The organism is Ruegeria sp. BF8 (assembly GCF_056538625.1).
Map to the genome: position 1 here is coordinate 1,070,881 of NZ_JBQFTL010000001.1, position 20,395 is coordinate 1,091,275.

Here is a 20,395-nt window from a genome sequence, read left to right on the forward strand (position 1 = left end):
GCCAGTCGGCGCGATCAGTTGATCAGGGTGGGCTTGCTCACGTTGCTTTTCGGCAGAACGCCCAGGCGACGGGCGACCTCGGAATAGGCGTCGGTCAGGCTGCCCAGATCGCGGCGGAACACGTCCTTGTCCAGCTTTTGTCCTGTCTCGATGTCCCAAAGGCGGCAGCTGTCTGGGCTGATCTCATCAGCGACGATCAGGCGCTGGAAGTCACCCTCGTAGACACGACCGATTTCGATCTTGAAGTCGACCAGACGGATACCCACAGCCAGCATCACGCCGCTCATGAAGTCGTTCACCCGCAGCGCCAGGCTGAGGATGTCGTCCATGTCCTGCTGGCTGGCCCAGCCGAACGCGGCGATGTGCTCTTCGGTCACCAGTGGATCACCCAGCGAGTCGTCCTTGTAGCAGTATTCCACGATCGGGCGCGGCAGTTGCGTGCCCTCGGCAACGCCCAGCCGTTTCGACAGCGACCCGGCGGCATAGTTGCGGACGATCACCTCAAGCGGGATGATCTCGCAGCTGCGAACCAGCTGTTCGCGCATGTTCAGGCGGCGGATGAAATGGGTCGGCACGCCGATCTGGTTCAGACCGGTCATGAAGAATTCGCTCAGGCGGTTGTTCAGAACACCCTTGCCGTCGATCACGTCTTTCTTTTCCGCGTTGAACGCGGTGGCGTCATCTTTGAAATACTGAACGATCGTGCCCGGTTCCGGGCCTTCGTACAGGATCTTGGCCTTGCCTTCGTAAATCTTCTTGCGACGCGCCATGTGCGACCTTTCCAGGCTGGGGCGAGGGAATGAGTCCCATCGCGTTGGCGCTCTCATAGTGCAAGCCCCCCTTTCCCGCAAGTTCATGCATCCGAGAGGCTTTGACGCAGCGCAAATACCTTGCACCCGGCAGCGCGTATGGTCATATCATCAGGAAACACACTTTTACTTGAAGAGGCCCAACACCCATGACCACGTTCGACGAACGCGAAAACGCCTTTGAAGCAAAGTTCGCCCATGACGAAGAAATGCAGTTCAAGGCGCAAGCCCGTTGCAACAAGCTGCTGGGCCTGTGGGCTGCGGAAAAAATGGGCAAAAGCGGCGACGAGGCCGCCGAGTATGCAAAATCCGTCGTGATCGCCGATTTCGAAGAGGCCGGCCACGAGGACGTTGTGCGCAAGGTCGCCGCCGATCTGGGCGATCTTTCCAGCCCCGAGGAAATCCGCGCCAAGATGGCGGAACTGCTGCCCGAGGCCAAAGCTCAGGTGATGAGCGAAGCCAACTGAGGCATGCCGCCCACCTCATGATCTTCATGAGTATTATGAATTTGATTTGACGTCCCGGTCATGCGACACGGGGCGTCTAAATTTTTGGCCTTTGGGGCCACAACTCCGGACATCTCCAATGACCAACGCGCTGACCAGATTGCTGGAAACGAAGGACGCCATTCTTGCCGATGGCGCCACCGGAACGAACCTGTTCAACATGGGACTGCAATCGGGTGACGCGCCCGAGCTGTGGAACACCGACCAACCCGACAAGATCCGCGCTCTTTATCAGGGGTCGGTGAATGCGGGCAGTGACCTGTTCCTGACCAATACATTCGGCGGAACGGCTGCACGTCTGAAGCTGCACGACGCCCACACCCGCGTGGCCGAGTTGAACCGCATCGGCGCCGAACTGGCGCGCGAGGTGGCGGATGCCGCCGGACGCCCGGTGGTGGTTGCGGGCTCGGTCGGTCCGACCGGTGAAATCCTGGAACCTGTGGGCAGCCTGACCCATGCCGAGGCGGTCGAGATGTTCCACGAACAGGCCGAGGCGCTGAAAGCCGGCGGCGTCGACGTGCTGTGGGTAGAAACGATCAGCGCGCCGGAGGAATTCCGCGCCGCGGCCGAGGCTTTTGCCCTGGCCGACATGCCTTGGTGCGGTACCATGAGTTTTGACACCGCCGGGCGCACCATGATGGGCGTGACCTCGGCAGATCTGGCGCAACTGGTCGAAACCCTGCCCAACCCGCCGATCGCCTTTGGCGCCAACTGCGGCACCGGCGCGTCTGACATCCTGCGCACGGTTCTGGGTTTTGTGGCTCAGGGAACCGAACGCCCCCTGATCTCCAAGGGCAATGCGGGCATTCCGAAATATGTTGATGGCCACATCCACTATGACGGCACGCCCGAACTGATGGGCCGTTACGCAGCCATGGCGCGGGATTCAGGTGCGACCATTATTGGTGGTTGCTGCGGAACGATGCCAGCGCACCTGCGTGAGATGCGCAAGGCACTGGACACTGAACCCCGTGGCGCCCGTCCGTCGCTCGAGCAAATTACTGCAGTCCTTGGGCCTTTCTCGTCGGCCAGTGACGGAACCGGGGACGAGGCGATGCCCGAACGGCGCGCGCGTCGCCGCCGCCGGGCCTGATGGTCAGCGCCCCTCGAACCGGGGGGCGCGTTTCTCCAGAAATGCCACCACGCCTTCGGCGAAGTCGCGGGTGCGCCCACATTCTCCTTGCAGGTGCGCCTCGGTCGCCAATTGTTGCGGCAAGGTGTTTTCGTAGGTGCCTCTCATCGCCTTTTTGATCGCGGCAAAGCCCGCAGTCGGCCCTTTGGCCAGGTACTCGGCGCGCTTGCGCCAGTGCGCGGCGAATTCATCGTCGGCAACCGCCTCGTAGATCATGCCCCATTGGTCGGCCTGACGCGCAGAAATCTTGTCGGCGAACAGGGCCGCACCCATGGCTTTGGCCAGACCCATTTGGCGCGGCATGAACCACGTCCCGCCGGCGTCCGGCAAAAGACCGATCCGGGCAAAGGCTTGCAGGAAATAGGCGCTTTCGGTCGCAATAACCACATCGGCACACAGGGCTAGGTTGGCCCCTGCCCCCGCCGCGGGACCGTTCACGGCCGCGATCGTCGGCACCGGACAATCATGAACAGCTTCCAGCATCGGTTCATATTCGTCGCGCAGCGCGCGTTCCAAATCGATCTTGCCAGTGCTGGACGCATCGCCCAGATCCTGGCCGGAGCAAAACGCCGGACCCGCGCCCGTCAGAACGATTGCACGCGCGTCATGAGCGGCTTTTTTCATCGCATGGGTAATCTCGGCGCGCATTTTCGTCGTAAGCGCGTTCATCTTGTCCGGCCGGTTCAGCGTGACCACAGCCAGACCGTCCGTGATGTCCAAAAGCACCGTTTCGTATTCCATGAAGTCCTCACATGCGCAGAATTTCCCGAACCCTGACGCAAATGCCGCGCAAGGGAAAGGCAAACCGCACGTCAGTCTTCAAGAATCCGGCGCAGGCGCTCTTTCTCGTCGTCACTCAATCCGTCTACGGCGGAGGTCTCGTCAACCCGCGCACGACCGCGCAGGAAGTTCCACCCCAGACCCGCCGCAATCAACAGCATGGCCGGCCCTGCCAGCCACAACAGAAGGTTCGCCCCCGTGGTCGTGGGTTTGAGCAGCACGTATTCTCCGTAGCGGTCGACGATATAGGCAACCGCTTCTTCATCGGTGTCGCCCGCGACCAGCCGTTCGCGCAGCAAAATGCGCAGGTCACGGGCCAGTTCCGCGTTGCTTTCGTCGATGCTTTCGTTTCGACAGACCAGACAACGCAGGCCCGTACTGATGTCTCGTGCTCGGGCTTCGAGCGCCGGATCCTCCAGGACTTCATCCGGCTGGACCGCCATCAGCGGCGATGCCAGCAACAACAACAAAACGATCAGACGTTTCATTCCGCAGGTACCCCGCTTACCGGGGCCTTGCGCGCGCCTGCGGCCACCCGGAAGCGGCGGTCGGACAAGCTGAACAATCCGCCCAGAGCCATCAGAATGCAGCCTCCCCAAATCCAATTCGCAAGAGGTTTGATGTAAGTACGCATGACCCAGCCGCCATCGTCCTGCTGATCCCCGATGACCACGTAGACATCACGCAGAAAACGGTAGTCAATCGCAGCCTCGGTCGTGGGCATGGCGGCCACCGGATAGGTCCGTTTTTCCGGGTTCAACGTAGCTATCTCTCGACCATCTTTTTGAACCTGCACATCGGCCATGGTGGAGAAATAGTTCGGCCCCTCAACCTCGCGCACGCCGTCCAGAGTGAACGAGAAACCGCCCACGTCGAAGGTTTCCCCGATACGCGCAACACGGATGTCCTCGACCTCCCAGGCGGTCAGGCCGGCAATCGCAAAGATCGTGACCCCCAGACCGGTATGGGCGATCGCCTTGCCCCAATCCGCACCCGGCAGACGCATCAGACGCCGGAAGCCGCCGGTACGGCCTGTACGGCTCCACAGATCGACCGCGGCGCCGAAGGTGATCCATGCGCCAAGGAACAAACCAACCGGCCCGAGCGCGCTGCGGCTCGTCTGCAGCACCCAAACCAGTACGGCCAGCGAAACGGCCAGAACAAACGCATAGCGCAGTTGCCATGCGACGCGGCCCAGCCTGCCGCGCTTCCACGGCAGCATCGAGCCCAGCGGCAATGCGATGCCCAGCACCACCATGAACGGCGTAAAGGCCGCATTGAAGAACGGTGCCCCGACCGAGAGCTTTCGGTCGAACATCATCTCGGCAACCATCGGCCACATGGTCCCGAAGAACACGACAAAACTGCTGACAGCCAGCAGGATATTGTTCAGCACCAATGCGCTTTCACGGCTGACCATTCCGAACAGCCCCTTGGCCTCCATCGCCTGCGCCCTGGCGGCGAACAGGATCAGCGCTCCGCCGATGAACGCCACCAGAATGAACAGGATGAACACACCACGCTCAGGATCGTTTGCGAAGGCGTGAACCGACGTCAGAAGGCCCGAGCGCACGATGAAGGTGCCGATCAGAGAAAAGCCAAACGCAATGATCGCCAACAGAATGGTCCAGCTTTTCAAGGCTTCGCGCTTTTCGACCACGATAGCCGAGTGCAACAGGGCGGCGGCCAGGAGCCACGGCATGAAAGACGCGTTTTCCACAGGATCCCAGAACCAGAACCCGCCCCAACCCAGTTCGTAATAGGCCCACCAGGATCCCAACGCGATGCCGATGGTCAGGAATATCCACGCTGCCAGGGTCCACGGTCGAACCCAACGACCCCACGCCGCGTCCACCCGCCCCTCGATCAGGGCAGCGACAGCAAAGCTGAATGCCATGCTCAGGCCCACATATCCAAGGTACAGAAACGGCGGATGGAAAGCCAAACCGGGATCCTGCAGCAAGGGGTTCAGATCGCGGCCGTCAAACGGCGCCACGGGAAGCCTGTCAAACGGGTTGGAGGTAAACAGGATGAAGGCGTAGAACGCCACCCCGATTGCGGCCTGCATCGCCAAGACACGGGCCTTGAGCGTGGGTGGCAAACCCTGGCCGAAAAGTGCGGCCGTTGCGCCAAAAAGCGCCACGATCAGCACCCACAACAGCATCGAGCCTTCGTGGTTTCCCCAGGTTCCGCTGATCTTATACAGCATCGGCTTCAGAGAGTGGCTGTTTTCCACCACGATACGCAGCGAGAAATCCGAGGTCGCAAAGGCCCACACCAGCGCAGCGAAGGCAAATCCTGTCAGAAGACATTGAGCAATAGCCGCGGGCTCCGAGAACAGCATCCATGACGGCCAGCGTTTTGCGGCGCCGATCAATGGCACGACTGTCTGAACTATGGCCACCATGAAGGCCAGGATGAGGGCGAAATGTCCAAGCTCGGTAATCATGGGCTCGGGTATAATCCCGCGCCCGGGCAAGCGCCAATCACTTTCGCCGCAATCAGGCGCACATAGTGTCGCGGGTCAGGCGCGCTGCAGACGCCGCCAGTCCTCAAGCGCCGGGTTGTGATCGGGGATGATCACCTGGGCCGTCAGTTCGGCATCCGGCCCCGGATCGGCGGCTCCCGGACTTTCCGCTCGCATCTCGTGAAGAGCTTGCAAGTTGGCCATGACCTGTGGCGCCCGCATCATCGTAACTGAGATATCACGCTGAAGGTCCTGAACCTTCGCTTGGTGCCGCGCGCCGAAATAGAACGACACGATGACGCCCAGTAGCCACCACAGCGGCTCGGGCACCAGCGCAATTCCCTGCATCCGCGCCGCAAACCATAGTGGATCGACCATCGCGGCCACGAACAAACCCAATGTCCCCAGCGCCAATGCAGGCCTTGGCAACCGATTCAAACCATCCATGAAACGGTCAAACCCGCCTTTGCGGGGAGCCTCGAATTCCGCGCCGAACTGGTTCATCGCGTGTCCGCGCAGCGCAACAGCGCGTTCCGCACCGGCCTCCGAGTTCTCGCGGAACACCTCGGCAGTTTCGCGCACCACGTTGCGCCCACCACCTAACAGAAGATCGAAAACACCTGCGATCAGTCCCATGCGGCTATCCTTTGCTGAAACTCGGCCATGCTCAGGTGATAGGGCGGAGATAGAAACTGCTCGGCTCGGCGGATCCAACCCCCTTTCCCACCGTTTCGGCTGCGCACGTATTTGCGCAAGGCTGGACGTCGGTCAGCAAGCCGGAAATAGTAGTTCCTTCGTGCCACCCCATACGCGTCGCGCAACACCACCGGATCGGGTTTTGCGGCCTGATCGCACGCCCCAGCCGTTCGCGGCCCCAAAACGCCATCCACGGCGAGCGAAAATCCCATCTGCACCAAAAGACGCTGCAGGATGCGCACCGCCTGTCCGCCCGCATTCACGTACATATCGAACAGCGTCGGCTGCAGCGCGTCGGGCACCCGTGCGAGACCGGGCTTTTGATAGTAATGCGTGATGAAAATCGCGACGGCCTGTTCCCGGCCAAGCGCCATCACGTCGCGGCGATCGACAGTGCCGTCACGCGTCAGGTCAAGGCCCAACCGTCGCATCGTGTGGATTGTGACACCGTATTTCGTGGCCCCTCCGGGGTCGTCCGGATCATCGACGAAGCCGCCCTCGCGGGCTATGATCTCGTTGGCAATCTGCTGAACCGACTGCATGCTGCACCTCCGTGTTCATATGCGGCACACGGTCCGGTGAAATCCTTAAATCCATGAAACGAAGAAGGGCGCTGCACGACCAGATCGCGCAACGCCCTTGAACACTCATTCAGGCAACTTGCCGAAGGCTGTCCTGTTTCAGCTGTCTGCCGGCTCTTCGTAGACGCCCTGCTCCTTCAAGGCATCGATGACCTCTTTGGGCATATAGGTCTCGTCGTGTTTTGCCAGAATTTCAGTGGCTTGGAACACGCCATCAACGTAGCTTCCGGTGCCGACCATCCCCTGACCCTCGGAAAACAGATCAGGCAAGACACCGGTGAAGGCCACCTTCACGCTCTCACCCCCGTCGGTGACGGTGAACCGTACGGTTTCACCCTGCCCGCGTACGATCGAGCCTTCTTCGACCAAGCCACCGATGCGGAACACCTCGTTCGGCGCCGGCGGTTCGGCGATCACCTGGCTGGGCGAGCGGAAATAGTTGATCCCGTCTCGCATGGCATAGCCGATCAAGCCCGTCGCCAGGGCCAAAGCCACAAAAGCCAACAGAATGATCTGTACACGACGACGTTTCTTCAGCGTCTTCATCTCGCCCTCATGGGAACAGTGGGGCCATAACAAGCCCCGTCGTTTCGGGTTCACCTAACATCAGGTTTGCGTTCTGCAAGGCCTGTCCACTGCTACCTTTTGTCAGGTTATCCAGCGCCGCAATCACGATGGCACGGCGTTCGATCCTGTCAGCAACGACGCCGATATGGCAGAAGTTCGATCCGCGCACATGGTGGGTCGAAGGCGTTTCGCCAAAGGGCAGCATCTGAATGAAAGGCTCGTCTGAATAGGCTGCACACAGCGTTTCATAAACGCTCTGCGGATCACCCTTCACATACGAGGTCGCCAGAATGCCCCGGTTCGCGGGGATCAGGTGCGGCGTAAACTGGATGTGAACCGCGCGGCCCGCCAGTTTCGAGAACTCCTGATCGAACTCGCCCAGATGCCGGTGGGTACCGCCGACGGCATAGGCGTTGGTGCCCTCGCTCAGTTCGGCGTGCAGAAGGTTCTCTTTCAGCGCACGCCCCGCCCCGGAGACAGCGCATTTCAGATCAAGAATGATGTCATCCAGGTCGATAACACCGGCCGCGATCAACGGCCGCAGCACGTACTGCCCCGTGGCAGCATTGCACCCGGTGCCAGCCACCAGCCGCGCAGCGCGGATGTCCTCACGGTAGAACTCGGTCAGTCCGTAGACGGCCTCATCCTGATGCGTGAGTGCGGCATGCGGATTGCCGTACCATTTCTCGTATTCATCGGGGTCGGCCAGCCGGAAATCCGCTGACAAATCAACGATTTTGAGGTCGGAGGGTAAATCCCGGATGACCTCCTGACTGGTCTTATGCGGCAGCGCGCAAAAGCACAGATCGATCTGGCCAAAGTCGATCTGCTCGATCTTGCACAGACGCGGCAAATTTAGATGGCGCAGATGCGGAAACACTTCTGCCATGGTCTGCCCGGCCTTGCGCTCGGCCGCCAGGGCGGTGATTTCCATGTTCGGGTGCTCGGCGATCAGCCGCACCAGTTCGGCACCGGTATAGCCCGAAGCGCCCAGGATTGCGATTTTGTGGGTCATGTCAGACCTCGTAGATTTATGTGACACGTCTGGCACCCGCCGACATGACAGGTACCGAATAAATTCATGACAGGGGCCGGTCCTTGACCTAAGTCAGGCGGCCTTGAAGGTGATCTGTCGTCGGAGAAATTGCGTTGCCCGGTCACTGACCTTCTGCGGATTGCCTGTGGTCAGGTAACCCGCCTCACCCCCGCCCAGCATATCCGGATGCCGCTGGAGATAATCCGCAAGGCTTTCGGCCACCAGGTCGCCTTGGCTGAACACTTGCACGTCCGGTCCCAACGCTGCCTGAAAGGCTTCGGCCATCAAGGGGTAATGGGTGCAGCCCAAGATCGCAGCCTGCGGTTGCGGCATCTTGCGCTTCAACGCGTCCACATGGCTCCGCACAAGGGCTTCGGCCAGGATCATGTCACCGTCCTCGATGGCATCGACCACGCCACCGCAGGCCTGCGCCTCAACATCGACGCCGATGGCGCGGAACGCCAGTTCACGCTGAAACGCGCGGCTTGCCACGGTTGCCGGCGTGGCAAACAGAGCCACATGTTTGACCGCCACCTCGCGCGGGGGGCTGTTGTCGCCCCACTGGCGCTCGGTCAGCGCCTCGATCAGCGGCACGAACACACCCAGCACGCGCTTGCCCTGCGGCACGCCCTCTTCCTGCATCCGCCGAAGCGCCGCGGCGCTGGCTGTGTTGCAGGCCAGAATCACCAGATCGCAGCCGCGCGACCACAGGTCCTGCACCGCGTTTCGGGTCAGGTTGTAGATATCCTCGGCGTTGCGCACGCCATACGGCGCGTGCGCGCTGTCCGCGTAATACAGGAAATCCACCTCCGGCAGACGTGTCTGCGCGGCGTTCAGGACGGTCAGCCCGCCCAATCCGGAATCAAAGATGCCTACTGCCATTTGCCCCTTCAGGCGCGATGCCGTTCCTCGAATTCATAGCCATAGTCATACGACTTCAGCGGCTTCGGAGACAGCTCATACGTGGCTTTGCGCAAGAAATCCATCATCTTGCGCGTATCGCCGGCCAATGGGTCCAGAACGTCGCGACCGATGGGCTGCCCCACGACCACATCCACTGGGGTATCGACACGCTTTTTGAACTCTTTGATCAGCAAACCCATGCGCAGCGTCACATGCAGATGGCTGGCGATCTGGAACAGGCGTGAGGTGTGCCCATCAAAGAACAAAGGCACCACGGCGGCATTTGACTTGGCTACCATCCGCGCGGTGAAACCGCGCCAGCCCGGGTCCATCGGGTGCGCGAAGGGTCGCGCCGCCGTGCTGACCGTGCCACCGGGAAAAATCCCGATTGCCCCACCCTGACCTAGATAATCCAGGGCGGTTTTTCGGGTCTGCAGGTTCAGCCGCATCGCCTCTTTCGTCTGATCGAAAGAGATCGGCAGGATGATCCGGTTCAGATCCTCAGCCTTGTGGAATACATGGTTGGCCAGAATCCGGAAATCTCCGCGGGTCTGGGACAGTACATGCCCCATCATCAGCCCATCAAGAATCCCGTAGGGGTGGTTGGCGATCAGGATCAGCGGGCCGTCCTTGGGGATGTTTGACAACGCCCCGCCCACCACGTTCAGGCTCAGCCCGTAGCGTTCGACCATGACCGACCAGAAATCACGGCCATTGGCGACCTCGCGCTCGTAGCCATCCGCGCGCCGGATCAGACGCAGCCGACCGGTCGTGTTCTCCATCAGTTTGATGACCATGCGCCCACCCCGCGTTTCTGCAGAATGGGCGTAGGAAATGTCCCGAGCGACTTGGCGACGTGATTTCATCACGGGTCTCCGGCGTGGCCGTCATTGGACGGCGCGGACGGGAACCCTACCGCGCCTCCATGACACCGATATGACGTTACTCGGCCGCGGCCCGCGTCTCGGTCCCTCCCTGCCGGATCACGGCCAGAAGTTCCTCGCGCCGCTTGGCGGCCTTGGCTTCGTTGGCGGCCAATACCGGACCGAAACCGCGGATGTCCAGCGGCAACCGCGCCAGCGCGACAATCGCATCACGGGTGTTGTCATCCAGCTTGGGCAGGACCTCTTTCATGTCCGACTCATACTGACGGATCAAGGCCCGTTCCATTCGGCGCTCGGCGGTATAGCCGAAGATGTCCAGCGGCGTGCCACGTAGCCCCTTCAGCTTGGCCAGAACCTTCATCGGCCCCAGCAGCCATTCGCTGAATTGCCGTTTGCGCGGACGCCCGTCCGGCCCTTTGCCCCCCAGGATCGGCGGAGCAAGGTGGAAGGTCATCTTGATGTCGCCGTCGAATTCGGCGGCGGCCTTGTCGCGGCTGTCCAGCAGCAGGCGGGCCACCTCGTATTCGTCCTTGTAGGACAACAGCTTGTGATACCCACGCGCGACTGCATCCCGGCCCTTCGGGTCTTCGATCGACTCGACCAGCTTGAGATAGCGCCTGGACAACCGTTTGCCCTGATAGGCCACCAGATGATCGGCCCGGAAGGCGATGGCCTGCTCGGGTGTCTTGGGCAATTCGGTCACCGTGGGGGTCACGATGCGCGCCACTTCCTCGGGATGAAGAACCGCCCAGCGGCCGACCTCGAAGGCGCGCTTGTTGCGCTCAACCGCGGCGCCGTTCAGCTCGATCGCGGTCATGATCGCGTCGTGGCTGACAGGCAGCAGACTCCGCTGCCAGGCCGCCCCGAACACCATCATGTTGGAATAGATCGAATCGCCCATCACCGCGCGTGCCAACTCGGTCGCGTCGAACAGGGCAAGACCGTCCTTCAGTCGCGCTTCCAGCGCCAGTTCCAGCCGGTCGACCGGAATGTGGAATTCGGTGTTGCGCGTGAAATCGCCGGTGATGATCTCGTGGCTGTTGACCACCGCGCCGGTCTGACCAGTGCGCGTCAGGCCCAGCGTCTTGGCCCCGGCCGACACCACGAGGTCACCGCCGATCAGCGCATGCGCCTCACCCGTAGCCACGCGAATGGCGCTGATGTCTTCTGGCTTGTTGGCCAGGCGACAGTGGATATGCACCGCGCCCCCCTTCTGCGCCAGACCGGCCATTTCCATCATGCCCGCGCCCTTGCCGTCGATCTGCGCGGCCTGCGCCAGAACCGCCCCGATGGTCACGACGCCGGTGCCGCCGACGCCGGTGATGACCACGTTGTGCGTGCCGTCGATCCGCGGCAGAACCGGTTGCGGCAGATGGGGGATGTCGATCTCGGTGGTGGCCTCCTTGCGGATACTGGCGCCCTCCAGCGTGACGAAGGACGGGCAGAATCCGTTGAGGCACGAGAAATCCTTGTTGCAACTGGACTGGTCGATCGCCCGCTTGCGGCCCAGCTCGGTTTCTTTGGGCACGATCGAGACACAGTTCGACTGCACCCCGCAATCGCCGCAGCCCTCGCAGATGTCCGAGTTGATGAACACGCGCTTGTCCGGGTCCGGGAAGGTACCGCGCTTGCGGCGGCGGCGTTTCTCGGCGGCGCAGGTCTGGACGTAGACGATGACCGACACGCCTTCGATCTCGCGGTACTTGTTCTGAACCGCCATCAGCTCGGCCCGTTCGTGGGTTTCCACGTCGCCGGGCAGCGCCTTGAAGTTCACGTCTTCCTTTTCGTCATAGACGACGGCCACATGCTGGACGCCCATGGCCTTGACCTCGCGCACGATGCGCTCGGCGGTCAGATGGCCCTCGTTCTCCTGCCCGCCGGTCATGGCGACCGCGTCGTTGAACAGGATCTTGAAGGTGATGTTGGTCCCGGCCGCCAGCGCCGCCCGGATCGCCTGAACGCCCGAGTGGTTGTAGGTGCCGTCGCCCAGGTTCTGGAACACGTGTTTCGTGGTCGAGAACGGCATCTCACCGATCCAGTTGGCGCCTTCGCCGCCCATCTGGGTAAAGCCGGTGGTCTCGCGATCCATCCACTGCACCATGTAGTGACAGCCGATCCCGGCATAGGCCCGGCTGCCCTCCGGCACTTTGGTCGAGCTATTGTGCGGACAGCCTGAGCAGAAATACGGCAGCCGCGTCGCGATCTCCTGCGCGTTGTCGTTGCGGCGCGCCTCTTGCAGGCTGGCCAGTCCGGCGCGGATACCCTCGGTTTCGCGGCCTTCTTCGATGAAGATCCCGCCCAGCTTTTCGGCGATCATGATCGGATCAAGCGCGCCGCGGGTCGGGAACAGCTCTTCGCGGTGCAGCGTGCCTGCCCCGCCCTTGTACCAGCCGTACACGCGACGTCCGCGACGGTCGTCAAAGATCGCCTCTTTGACCTGCACTTCGATCAGCTTGCGCTTTTCTTCGACGATGATGATCAGGTCCAGCCCCTCGGCCCAATCATGGAACCCCTTCATGTCCAACGGGAAGGTCTGGCCGATCTTGTAGGTGGTGATCCCAAGCCGTTCGGCCTCGGCCTCGTCGATGTTTAGTAGCGACATGGCGTGGACCAGGTCCAGCCAGTTCTTGCCCGCCGCGGCAATGCCGATCTTGGCGCCCGGCTTGCCCCAGACCCGCCGGTCCATCCGGTTGGCGTGTGAAAACACTTCGGCTGCGAACCGCTTGTAGTCGATGATCCGCGCCTCCTGCAGGTGCGGCGTGTCGCCCAGCCGGATGTTCAGCCCGCCCTCGGGCATGTCGAATTCCGGCGTCACCAGTTGCATCCGGTCGGGCCGGCCATCCACGACCGAGGTCACCTCGATCGTGTCCTTCATCGTCTTGAGGCCAACCCAGACCCCGGCAAACCGGCTGAGCGCAAAGCCGTAGATTCCATAATCAAGGATTTCCTGCACCCCGGCCGGACTGACGACGGGCATGTACATGTCGACCATCGACCATTCCGACTGGTGCAGCACGGTCGAGCTTTCGCCGGTGTGGTCGTCGCCCATCGCCATCAGGACGCCACCATGCTTGGCAGTTCCGGCCATGTTGGCGTGACGCATCACATCGCCGGACCGGTCCACACCCGGCCCCTTGCCGTACCACAGGCCGAACACGCCGTCATACTTTCCATCGCCGCGCAGACCCGCCTGCTGGCTGCCCCACAGGGCTGTGGCGGCCAGGTCCTCGTTCAGACCGTATTGAAAGGTCACATCGCACTCGGCCAATTGCTTTTCGGCGCGCGACATTTGAAGATCGACCGCACCCAGCGGAGACCCCCGGTATCCGGTGACCAGACCGGCAGTGTTTAGACCGGCGGCGGTATCGCGTGCCTTCTGCATCATCATCAGACGAACAAGCGCCTGCGTACCATTCAAAAGCACCGGGCTTTTGGTCAGATCGAAACGGTCATTGAGCGAAATCTTTGGCTGACTCATCAGACGCCTCCCCACGTCGGAATAGTGTGCTGCATTTGACGTCATTTTAGGTCACAATTTCTGACCTGTATACAAAATTCCCCCTGTTCTGTAACGATTTCCCCGTTTGAATATGGAATTTGTTACCTCTTTCATATAGGGCTGCCAAAGGATAACGAAAGTTGCGACGATGAATTGGGACAAGCTCAGAATATTTCACGCGGTAGCTGACGCCGGCAGCCTGACGCATGCCGGAGACAAGCTGAATCTGTCCCAATCCGCCGTCAGCCGTCAGGTTCGCGCGCTTGAGGAATCGCTGGGCGCCACGCTGTTCCACCGCCACGCCCGCGGTCTGATTCTGACGGAACAGGGCGAGCTTCTGTTCGATGCAACAACGGCCATGTCAAAGCGTCTGGACGCTGCCGCGGCGCGAATCCGCGACAGCGAGGATGAGGTCTTTGGAGTCCTGCGGGTCACCACGACTTTTGGCTTCGGGACCCTGTGGCTGGCGCCGCGCCTGCCCAAGCTGTATGAGCAGTATCCGGACCTGAACATTGACCTGATGCTCGAAGAACGCGTGCTGGATCTTCCGATGCGGGAAGCAGATGTCGCGATCCGGATGAAAGAACCCAGTCAGGCCGATCTTGTCCGCAAGCGTCTGATGACCGTCCGAATGATGTTGTATGCGACCAAGACCTACCTGGATTCGCACGGTGGCGCGCCCCAGACGCTGGAGGACATTTCGAAACACCGCCTGATCTGTCAGACCCCCGCCGCACCCCAAGTTGGCGTTGGCGCGTCGATGGTCAGTCACCTGATGACCTACGAACCCAGCTCACTGCTGACGGTGAACAACTACTTTGGTGTTCTGCAGGGTGTGCTGAATGACCTCGGAATTGGCGTCCTGCCCGACTACGTGACCGAGGATTTCCCCGACCTGGTCCCGATCCTGTCCGACATCGAGACGGCGAATGTGCCTGTGTATTTGGCCTATCCTGAAGAACTGAGGCACTCAAAACGGGTCGCAGCGTTCCGAGATTTCGTTCAGGATGAAATCATTGCGCATCGCAAGCAGCTGAAACATTTGGGAAAACTGTAGCTATGCACTCGCGGCATAGCGGACATGCCCTCAATGCGTCCAAAAAACCTTGATCGTTCACAAAGTGATCCCTAAATGAGCACTCGAAGGCGATGATGCTGAAACGCTCATCATCTTCATACCTCCCTGTTGGACTACGGCCGAGCTTAGTGCTCGGCCTTTTTTTTGGCCTGCACCCCTGCGCGCGGGGCCAAATCGTTTGGAATTATTTTGCCAACGGGCCTATGATCGCGAAAAACCATAATATTTCGTGTTCGAGGACAAAGTTTATGACCAGCCTACTCCGCCTGTTTTTGATGGCGTTGGTATCCGTCACGTTCCTGGCCCGGCCAAGCATGGCCCAGAGCACCAGCGAACCCACCACCAGCCATGTCACCATCCCCGAAGATCTGACCCCCGAACAGGTCGACGATCTGGTGGCGCGAATGTCTGACGATCAGGTCCGGGCCATTCTGCTGGAACGGCTTGATGCGGTCGCGGCGAAACAGGCCGAAACGCAGACATCCCGGAAGGGGCTGCTGCAAACGATCTCATCCTCGGCGGGCGACATGGCTGCGTCTTGGCTGGATGTCATCCGCAAGGTTCCGCTGCTGGTTTCCGCGCAGGTCGAAGCCTTCAGCAATTTCGGAAACAAGTTTGGCGCAAGCGGTCTGGCAACCCTGTTCGGATTCACCTTCTTGGCGCTTGCAATCGGGTATGCCGCAGAAACGGCGGTTGGCCTTTGGACCCGCCGTTGGATCAAAGTCGTCGATGGGGATGCCTCGACCAACCTAAAAGGCGCCGTAGTCTTTCTGTTCAAGCGCTTCTGCGTCGAGTTTCTGGGGCTGCTTGTCTTTTATTACACGCTGGTCTTCGTCGGGCGTCGGTTGCTGGACGAACAACAGATTGCCCAGGCCGCACCGTTCGTGTTCTTCCTGATCTGGTTCCCCCGCCTGGGAGCCGCGATTTCCCGTTTCATTCTCGCCCCGAAGCAGAGCAACCTGCGCCTGGTCAACGTGAATGACAAATGGGCAAAATACCTGCATCGGAACCTGATCGGCCTGTTCCTACTGATCGGGTTCACCCTGTTCATCCTGGATTTCAATGCGATGAATGGCGTAATGCCGGGTGAATCGCGCCTTGGTTTCTGGCTGAACACCGCCATCCATATCTATGTCGGCGTCATTGCATGGACTGCCCGCAACGGTCTGACCGACATGATGCGTGGTTCCGATCCGGATCGCACCCATTTCGACGAAGAAGTCGCCCGCTACTATCCGTATTTTGCGATCGCCGTGTCGGCGGGTACCTGGCTTTTGGTCGAGTTCCTCGCCGCTCAGCGTAATCCGGCCGTGTTTGCCCTTCTGGCCGAAGGCGCGCATTTCGTCACGATGTTCTGGCTGTTGATCGCACCGGCACTCGACACGCTAATCCGAGGGCTGACCCGGCACCTGCTGCCGCCGATGATGGGCGATGGTCCGATCGCGGAACGTGCCTACAAATCGACCAAACGCAGCTACATCCGCATCGGACGCGTTCTGGCCGGCATTCTGGTCATTCTGATGATTGCGGATGCCTGGAACCTGGACCTGCAGGATATTGCGGGCGGGGACTCGGAAACCGGCAGCAAACTGGTTCAGTTCTTCATCATCATCGCAATCGGCTACATCCTGAACGAGGTGGTCTCGCTTTGGATCAACCGCCGGCTTGCCAAAGAGCAAACAGCTTCGGAGCAGAGCCCCGATGAGGAAGCCGGCGAAGGCGGCGGTGCCGGCGGCTCGCGCCTGGCCACGGTTCTGCCTTTGCTGCGCGTGACTGCTCAGGTGGCCATCGCGGTGATCTTCGCCTTGCTGGCGCTGGGCGCTCTGGGCTTGGACATCACGCCGCTTTTGGCTGGTGCCGGTATCCTGGGTCTGGCCATCGGCTTTGGTGCGCAGAAACTGGTCTCGGACATCGTGGGCGGCATCTTCTTCCTGATCGACGATGCTTTCCGCGTGGGTGAATATGTCGATGTGGGTGGCACCACCGGCACGGTAGAGAAGATTTCGATCCGCTCCATGCAGCTGCGCCACCATCGCGGTCCGGTGCATACCATCCCTTACGGTGAGATTCAGAAGCTGACCAACTACAGCCGCGACTGGGTCATCATGAAGCTGAAATTCACCGTGCCCTTCGACACTGATCCGAACAAGGTCAAGAAGATCTTCAAGAAGATCGGCGCCGAGATGATGGAGGACCCGCTCCACAAGGATGGCTTCCTGCAGCCCTTCAAATCGCAGGGCGTGTTCGACTTTGACGATGTCGGCATGATCATCCGCGGCAAGTTCATGGCCAAGCCCGGCAAGCAGTTCACCCTGCGCAAGGAGATCTTCAACCGGGTCAAGGCCGCCTTCAAGGAGAACGGGATCGACTTTGCCCGCCGTGAGGTGCGCGTCGCCATCCCCGGTTTGGAAGAGGCCGAAAACCTGACCGAACAGCAGAAAGCGGCGATCGGCGCGGCCGCGGCCGACGCAGTGAACAAGAAGGAAGAGCCGCCTCAATAACGGCGGTGGGACAGTGGCGCATGCGCTGCTGTCCCCGTCATTCCGGTGGTGCAACCTGCATTTCCCGGTCGCAGACCGCTGCATTCTGCCAGCAAATAGCGGGTTCCTGTTCGCTGCGCGCTCTTGACCCTTTCCCAAATCGCCCGGTTGCCCTAAAAGGCCCGCAATCCCGGCCACCTTGGAAACAGGACACACGATGCAAGAGCCCGCCATCACACCGGATCTGATTGCCGCACACGGGTTGAAACCCGAAGAATACGACATGATCCTCGAGATTATCGGGCGCGAGCCGACCTTTACCGAGCTGGGGATTTTCTCGGCCATGTGGAACGAGCACTGTTCTTACAAATCCTCGAAGAAATGGTTGCGCACCCTGCCCACCTCGGGCCCTCAGGTGATCTGCGGACCCGGTGAAAACGCCGGTGTGGTCGATATCGGCGACGGGCAGGCCGTGGTCTTCAAAATGGAAAGCCACAACCACCCGTCGTACATCGAACCCTATCAAGGGGCGGCAACCGGCGTGGGCGGCATCCTGCGCGACGTGTTCACCATGGGCGCGCGGCCCATCGCGGCAATGAACGCGCTGTCCTTCGGCGAACCCAACCACCCCAAGACCCGCCAGCTGGTCAATGGCGTGGTCGAAGGCATCGGAGGCTACGGAAACTGCTTCGGCGTACCGACCGTGGGCGGTGAAGTTCGATTCCACCCGGCCTACAATGGCAACTGCCTCGTGAACGCCTTTGCCGCCGGGCTGGCCGATGCCGACAAGATCTTCTACTCGGCCGCGTCGGGCGTGGGCATGCCCGTCGTCTATCTGGGCGCCAAGACCGGCCGCGACGGTGTGGGCGGTGCCACGATGGCCTCGGCCGAATTCGACGACACGATCGAGGAAAAGCGCCCAACCGTGCAGGTTGGCGACCCCTTCACCGAAAAACGCCTGATGGAGGCGACGCTGGAACTGATGCAGACCGGCGCCGTGATCTCGATTCAGGACATGGGCGCGGCGGGCCTGACTTGCTCGGCCGTCGAGATGGGCGACAAGGGCGGGTTGGGTGTCCGGCTGGACCTGGAAAACGTGCCCCAGCGCGAAGAAAACATGACCGCCTACGAGATGATGCTGTCCGAGTCCCAGGAACGCATGCTGATGGTGCTGAAGCCCGAGCTTGAGGCCGAAGCCCGCGCTGTGTTCGAGAAATGGGATCTGGATTTCGCAATCGTCGGTGAAACCATCGCCGAAGACCGTTTCCTGATCATGCACAACGGCGAAATCAAGGCCGACCTGCCGCTGTCGAAACTGGCCTCAACGGCACCGGAATACGACCGCCCCTGGGTCCCCACCTCGGCGGCCGAAGATCTGGGCGAGGTACCGCAGATCGACCCGATCGACGGGCTGCGTGCGCTGATCTCGTCGCCCAACTACGCAAGCAAGCACTGGGTCTATGAGCAATACGACACCATGGTGATGGCTGACACGGCGCGTACGCCCGGTGTTGGAGCAGGCATGGTGCGCGTGCATGGCACCGACAAGGTGCTGGCCTTCACTTCGGACGTGACCCCGCGATACGTGCGCGCCAACCCCGAGGAAGGCGGCAAGCAGGCCGTGGCCGAAGCCTATCGCAACCTGACCGCCGTTGGGGCCAAACCGCTGGCCACCACTGACAACCTGAATTTCGGCAACCCCGAAAAGCCCGAGATCATGGGCCAGTTCGTCGGTGCCATCCAAGGCATCGGCGCCGCCGTGGCCGCGCTGGATATGCCGATCGTCTCGGGCAACGTGTCGCTCTACAACGAAACCGACGGTCAGGCGATCCTGCCCACACCGACCATCGGTGCCGTCGGCCTTTTGCAGCACGCCGACGAAATCATCGGCACCGAGGTGCGCGAAGGCCACGTTGCGCTGGTGATCGGCGAAACCAAAGGGCATCTGGGCCAATCCGCCCTGCTGGCCGAGGTCTTCAACCGCGAAGACGGCGACGCCCCGCATGTGGATCTGGATGCGGAAAGGCGCAACGGCGACTTCATCCGGGCCAACCGCGAGATGATCAAGGCCTGTACTGACCTGAGCGATGGCGGCCTTGCACTGGCTGCCTTCGAACTGGCCGAAGCCGCGGGCGTGGGTGTGCATCTTGATGACGCCCCGACCGAGTTCCTGTTCGGTGAGGATCAGGGCCGTTACCTGGTGGCCTGCAACTTCGATCAGGCCGAAGCGCTGATGATTGCGGCGGGCCAGGCTGGCGTGCCGCTGGTTTCGGTCGGTCGCTTTACCGGAGAAACCGTGCGGATCGGAGCGTCCGAAACTCCTCTGAGTGAACTCTCAGCGATGTATCGCAGCAGTTTTGCCGAAGCTGTCGCCTGAGCACGACGACGCTGAACCATACTCGGATCCTGCGCTGTTCGATCAGCGCGGGATCTGACTTTTTCAAGGGCGCTGCGCACCCTTGCGCGGGCTTCGGCATCGCTCTACATCTTTGAAAAGACCTTCAGGAGTATCTTAAATGCCAATGAGCGCCCACGAAATCGAACATCTGCTGCGCGAAGCCTTTCCGAATGCGGAAATTCAGGTCGGCGGCACCGATGGCGTACACATGTCCGCCATGGTCGTGGACGAAAGCTTTCGCGGGAAGAACAGGGTCCAGCAGCAGCGCGCGGTCTATGCGGCGCTGAAGGGCAAGATGGACGGCCCGGATGGCGAGCTGCACGCGCTGGCGTTGACCACGAAAGTACCCTAGTGATGAGGCTGACGGCGGCCAGTGCCATGCTCACTCTGGTGATGGCACGCGCTGCCTTGTGCATTCCGATGGCATCCGACAATTCGGTCACGTGACATGATCGGTTGGGTTGTTTGGATCGGGATATGTGTCGGCGGGCTGGTAGTTGCCGCGGCTCTGCTTGAAGCCTATCTGAAACGGAACAGAACAAGATGATTGTCGGATATGCGCCCCGACCCAAACGCTTT

Annotated in this window: 17 protein-coding genes; 6 read left to right on the plus strand and 11 right to left on the minus strand. The window is 61.0% G+C overall.

Going from position 1 to position 20,395, the window contains the following annotated elements; translation table 11 throughout:
• Window positions 1-14: 14 nt before the first annotated feature.
• Window positions 15-770, minus strand: a complete 756-nt coding sequence (gene purC, locus ACR0LD_RS05360) for a phosphoribosylaminoimidazolesuccinocarboxamide synthase (protein WP_480635855.1) — start codon at window positions 768-770, stop codon at window positions 15-17.
• A 188-nt stretch (window positions 771-958) separates the two neighbouring features.
• Here purC and ACR0LD_RS05365 point away from each other — a divergent pair, with 188 nt between their 5' ends.
• Both ACR0LD_RS05365 and bmt read left to right on the plus strand, forming a co-directional pair.
• A complete protein-coding gene (locus ACR0LD_RS05365) occupies window positions 959-1,276 on the plus strand; it encodes a DUF1476 domain-containing protein (protein WP_170357709.1) in 318 nt (105 codons plus the stop codon).
• A gap of 118 nt (window positions 1,277-1,394) precedes the next feature.
• Window positions 1,395-2,408 carry a betaine--homocysteine S-methyltransferase gene (bmt, locus tag ACR0LD_RS05370; RefSeq protein WP_480635857.1) on the plus strand — a complete coding sequence of 338 codons (1,014 nt, stop codon included), beginning with the start codon at window positions 1,395-1,397 and terminating at the stop codon, window positions 2,406-2,408.
• A 3-nt stretch (window positions 2,409-2,411) separates the two neighbouring features.
• On the opposite strand, the gene ACR0LD_RS05375 is transcribed toward bmt, so the two are convergent.
• From ACR0LD_RS05375 to ACR0LD_RS05420, 10 genes are all read right to left on the minus strand, one after another.
• The gene (locus ACR0LD_RS05375) at window positions 2,412-3,188 is read right to left on the minus strand and encodes an enoyl-CoA hydratase-related protein (RefSeq protein ID WP_093961976.1); all 777 of its coding nucleotides are present in this window, start codon (window positions 3,186-3,188) and stop codon (window positions 2,412-2,414) included.
• A gap of 71 nt (window positions 3,189-3,259) precedes the next feature.
• Window positions 3,260-3,715: a cytochrome c-type biogenesis protein gene (locus ACR0LD_RS05380; RefSeq protein WP_170338745.1), complete on the minus strand. Its 456-nt coding sequence runs from the start codon at window positions 3,713-3,715 to the stop codon at window positions 3,260-3,262.
• Entirely contained in the window at window positions 3,712-5,676 is a 1,965-nt protein-coding gene (locus tag ACR0LD_RS05385) for a heme lyase CcmF/NrfE family subunit (RefSeq protein ID WP_170367057.1), read from the minus strand. Before ACR0LD_RS05385 ends, ACR0LD_RS05380 begins: the two co-directional genes overlap by 4 nt.
• Window positions 5,677-5,751: 75 nt before the next feature.
• Entirely contained in the window at window positions 5,752-6,330 is a 579-nt protein-coding gene (locus ACR0LD_RS05390; RefSeq protein WP_480635860.1) for a holin family protein, read from the minus strand.
• Window positions 6,321-6,932, minus strand: coding sequence for a holin-associated N-acetylmuramidase (locus ACR0LD_RS05395; protein WP_480433837.1), 612 nt, complete (start codon window positions 6,930-6,932; stop codon window positions 6,321-6,323). The genes ACR0LD_RS05390 and ACR0LD_RS05395 overlap by 10 nt, the downstream gene beginning before the upstream one ends.
• A gap of 138 nt (window positions 6,933-7,070) precedes the next feature.
• Window positions 7,071-7,517: a cytochrome c maturation protein CcmE gene (gene ccmE / locus ACR0LD_RS05400; protein ID WP_170338751.1), complete on the minus strand. Its 447-nt coding sequence runs from the start codon at window positions 7,515-7,517 to the stop codon at window positions 7,071-7,073.
• A 7-nt stretch (window positions 7,518-7,524) separates the two neighbouring features.
• On the minus strand, window positions 7,525-8,553 hold the full coding sequence (gene argC, locus ACR0LD_RS05405; protein ID WP_480635862.1) for an N-acetyl-gamma-glutamyl-phosphate reductase: 1,029 nt from the start codon (window positions 8,551-8,553) through the stop codon (window positions 7,525-7,527).
• A 93-nt stretch (window positions 8,554-8,646) separates the two neighbouring features.
• Window positions 8,647-9,456: a glutamate racemase gene (locus ACR0LD_RS05410; protein WP_170600616.1), complete on the minus strand. Its 810-nt coding sequence runs from the start codon at window positions 9,454-9,456 to the stop codon at window positions 8,647-8,649.
• 8 nt (window positions 9,457-9,464) lie between these two features.
• Complete coding sequence (locus tag ACR0LD_RS05415; protein WP_170389992.1) at window positions 9,465-10,343, minus strand: lysophospholipid acyltransferase family protein; 879 nt, start codon at window positions 10,341-10,343, stop codon at window positions 9,465-9,467.
• A gap of 76 nt (window positions 10,344-10,419) precedes the next feature.
• A complete protein-coding gene (locus ACR0LD_RS05420; RefSeq protein WP_480635864.1) occupies window positions 10,420-13,839 on the minus strand; it encodes an indolepyruvate ferredoxin oxidoreductase family protein in 3,420 nt (1,139 codons plus the stop codon).
• Window positions 13,840-14,008: 169 nt separating this feature from the next.
• Between ACR0LD_RS05420 and ACR0LD_RS05425 the strand changes: the two genes are divergently transcribed.
• The 4 genes from ACR0LD_RS05425 (at window position 14,009) to ACR0LD_RS05440 (ending at window position 20,168) form a co-directional block, all read left to right on the plus strand.
• Window positions 14,009-14,917: a LysR family transcriptional regulator gene (locus ACR0LD_RS05425; protein WP_093961966.1), complete on the plus strand. Its 909-nt coding sequence runs from the start codon at window positions 14,009-14,011 to the stop codon at window positions 14,915-14,917.
• A gap of 269 nt (window positions 14,918-15,186) precedes the next feature.
• Window positions 15,187-17,439, plus strand: a complete 2,253-nt coding sequence (locus ACR0LD_RS05430) for a mechanosensitive ion channel domain-containing protein (RefSeq protein ID WP_480635866.1) — start codon at window positions 15,187-15,189, stop codon at window positions 17,437-17,439.
• Between the two features lie 196 nt (window positions 17,440-17,635).
• On the plus strand, window positions 17,636-19,795 hold the full coding sequence (gene purL, locus ACR0LD_RS05435) for a phosphoribosylformylglycinamidine synthase subunit PurL (protein WP_480635868.1): 2,160 nt from the start codon (window positions 17,636-17,638) through the stop codon (window positions 19,793-19,795).
• Between the two features lie 139 nt (window positions 19,796-19,934).
• Window positions 19,935-20,168 carry a BolA/IbaG family iron-sulfur metabolism protein gene (locus tag ACR0LD_RS05440; protein ID WP_480635870.1) on the plus strand — a complete coding sequence of 78 codons (234 nt, stop codon included), beginning with the start codon at window positions 19,935-19,937 and terminating at the stop codon, window positions 20,166-20,168.
• The last annotated feature ends 227 nt before the right edge of the window (window positions 20,169-20,395 follow it).

What these genes read in the sequence shown, in the direction of transcription:
- ACR0LD_RS05365 (WP_170357709.1), top strand. Translation starts at nt 959, where the DNA reads ATGACCACGTTCGACGAACGCGAAAACGCCTTTGAAGCAAAGTTCGCC.
- purC (WP_480635855.1), bottom strand. Translation starts at nt 770, where the DNA reads ATGGCGCGTCGCAAGAAGATTTACGAAGGCAAGGCCAAGATCCTGTAC.
- ACR0LD_RS05420 (WP_480635864.1), bottom strand. Translation starts at nt 13,839, where the DNA reads ATGAGTCAGCCAAAGATTTCGCTCAATGACCGTTTCGATCTGACCAAA.
- ACR0LD_RS05410 (WP_170600616.1), bottom strand. Translation starts at nt 9,456, where the DNA reads ATGGCAGTAGGCATCTTTGATTCCGGATTGGGCGGGCTGACCGTCCTG.
- ACR0LD_RS05395 (WP_480433837.1), bottom strand. Translation starts at nt 6,932, where the DNA reads ATGCAGTCGGTTCAGCAGATTGCCAACGAGATCATAGCCCGCGAGGGC.
- ACR0LD_RS05380 (WP_170338745.1), bottom strand. Translation starts at nt 3,715, where the DNA reads ATGAAACGTCTGATCGTTTTGTTGTTGTTGCTGGCATCGCCGCTGATG.
- ACR0LD_RS05385 (WP_170367057.1), bottom strand. Translation starts at nt 5,676, where the DNA reads ATGATTACCGAGCTTGGACATTTCGCCCTCATCCTGGCCTTCATGGTG.
- purL (WP_480635868.1), top strand. Translation starts at nt 17,636, where the DNA reads ATGCAAGAGCCCGCCATCACACCGGATCTGATTGCCGCACACGGGTTG.
- bmt (WP_480635857.1), top strand. Translation starts at nt 1,395, where the DNA reads ATGACCAACGCGCTGACCAGATTGCTGGAAACGAAGGACGCCATTCTT.
- ccmE (WP_170338751.1), bottom strand. Translation starts at nt 7,517, where the DNA reads ATGAAGACGCTGAAGAAACGTCGTCGTGTACAGATCATTCTGTTGGCT.
- ACR0LD_RS05430 (WP_480635866.1), top strand. Translation starts at nt 15,187, where the DNA reads ATGACCAGCCTACTCCGCCTGTTTTTGATGGCGTTGGTATCCGTCACG.
- ACR0LD_RS05425 (WP_093961966.1), top strand. Translation starts at nt 14,009, where the DNA reads ATGAATTGGGACAAGCTCAGAATATTTCACGCGGTAGCTGACGCCGGC.
- ACR0LD_RS05390 (WP_480635860.1), bottom strand. Translation starts at nt 6,330, where the DNA reads ATGGGACTGATCGCAGGTGTTTTCGATCTTCTGTTAGGTGGTGGGCGC.
- ACR0LD_RS05415 (WP_170389992.1), bottom strand. Translation starts at nt 10,343, where the DNA reads ATGAAATCACGTCGCCAAGTCGCTCGGGACATTTCCTACGCCCATTCT.
- ACR0LD_RS05375 (WP_093961976.1), bottom strand. Translation starts at nt 3,188, where the DNA reads ATGGAATACGAAACGGTGCTTTTGGACATCACGGACGGTCTGGCTGTG.
- argC (WP_480635862.1), bottom strand. Translation starts at nt 8,553, where the DNA reads ATGACCCACAAAATCGCAATCCTGGGCGCTTCGGGCTATACCGGTGCC.
- ACR0LD_RS05440 (WP_480635870.1), top strand. Translation starts at nt 19,935, where the DNA reads ATGCCAATGAGCGCCCACGAAATCGAACATCTGCTGCGCGAAGCCTTT.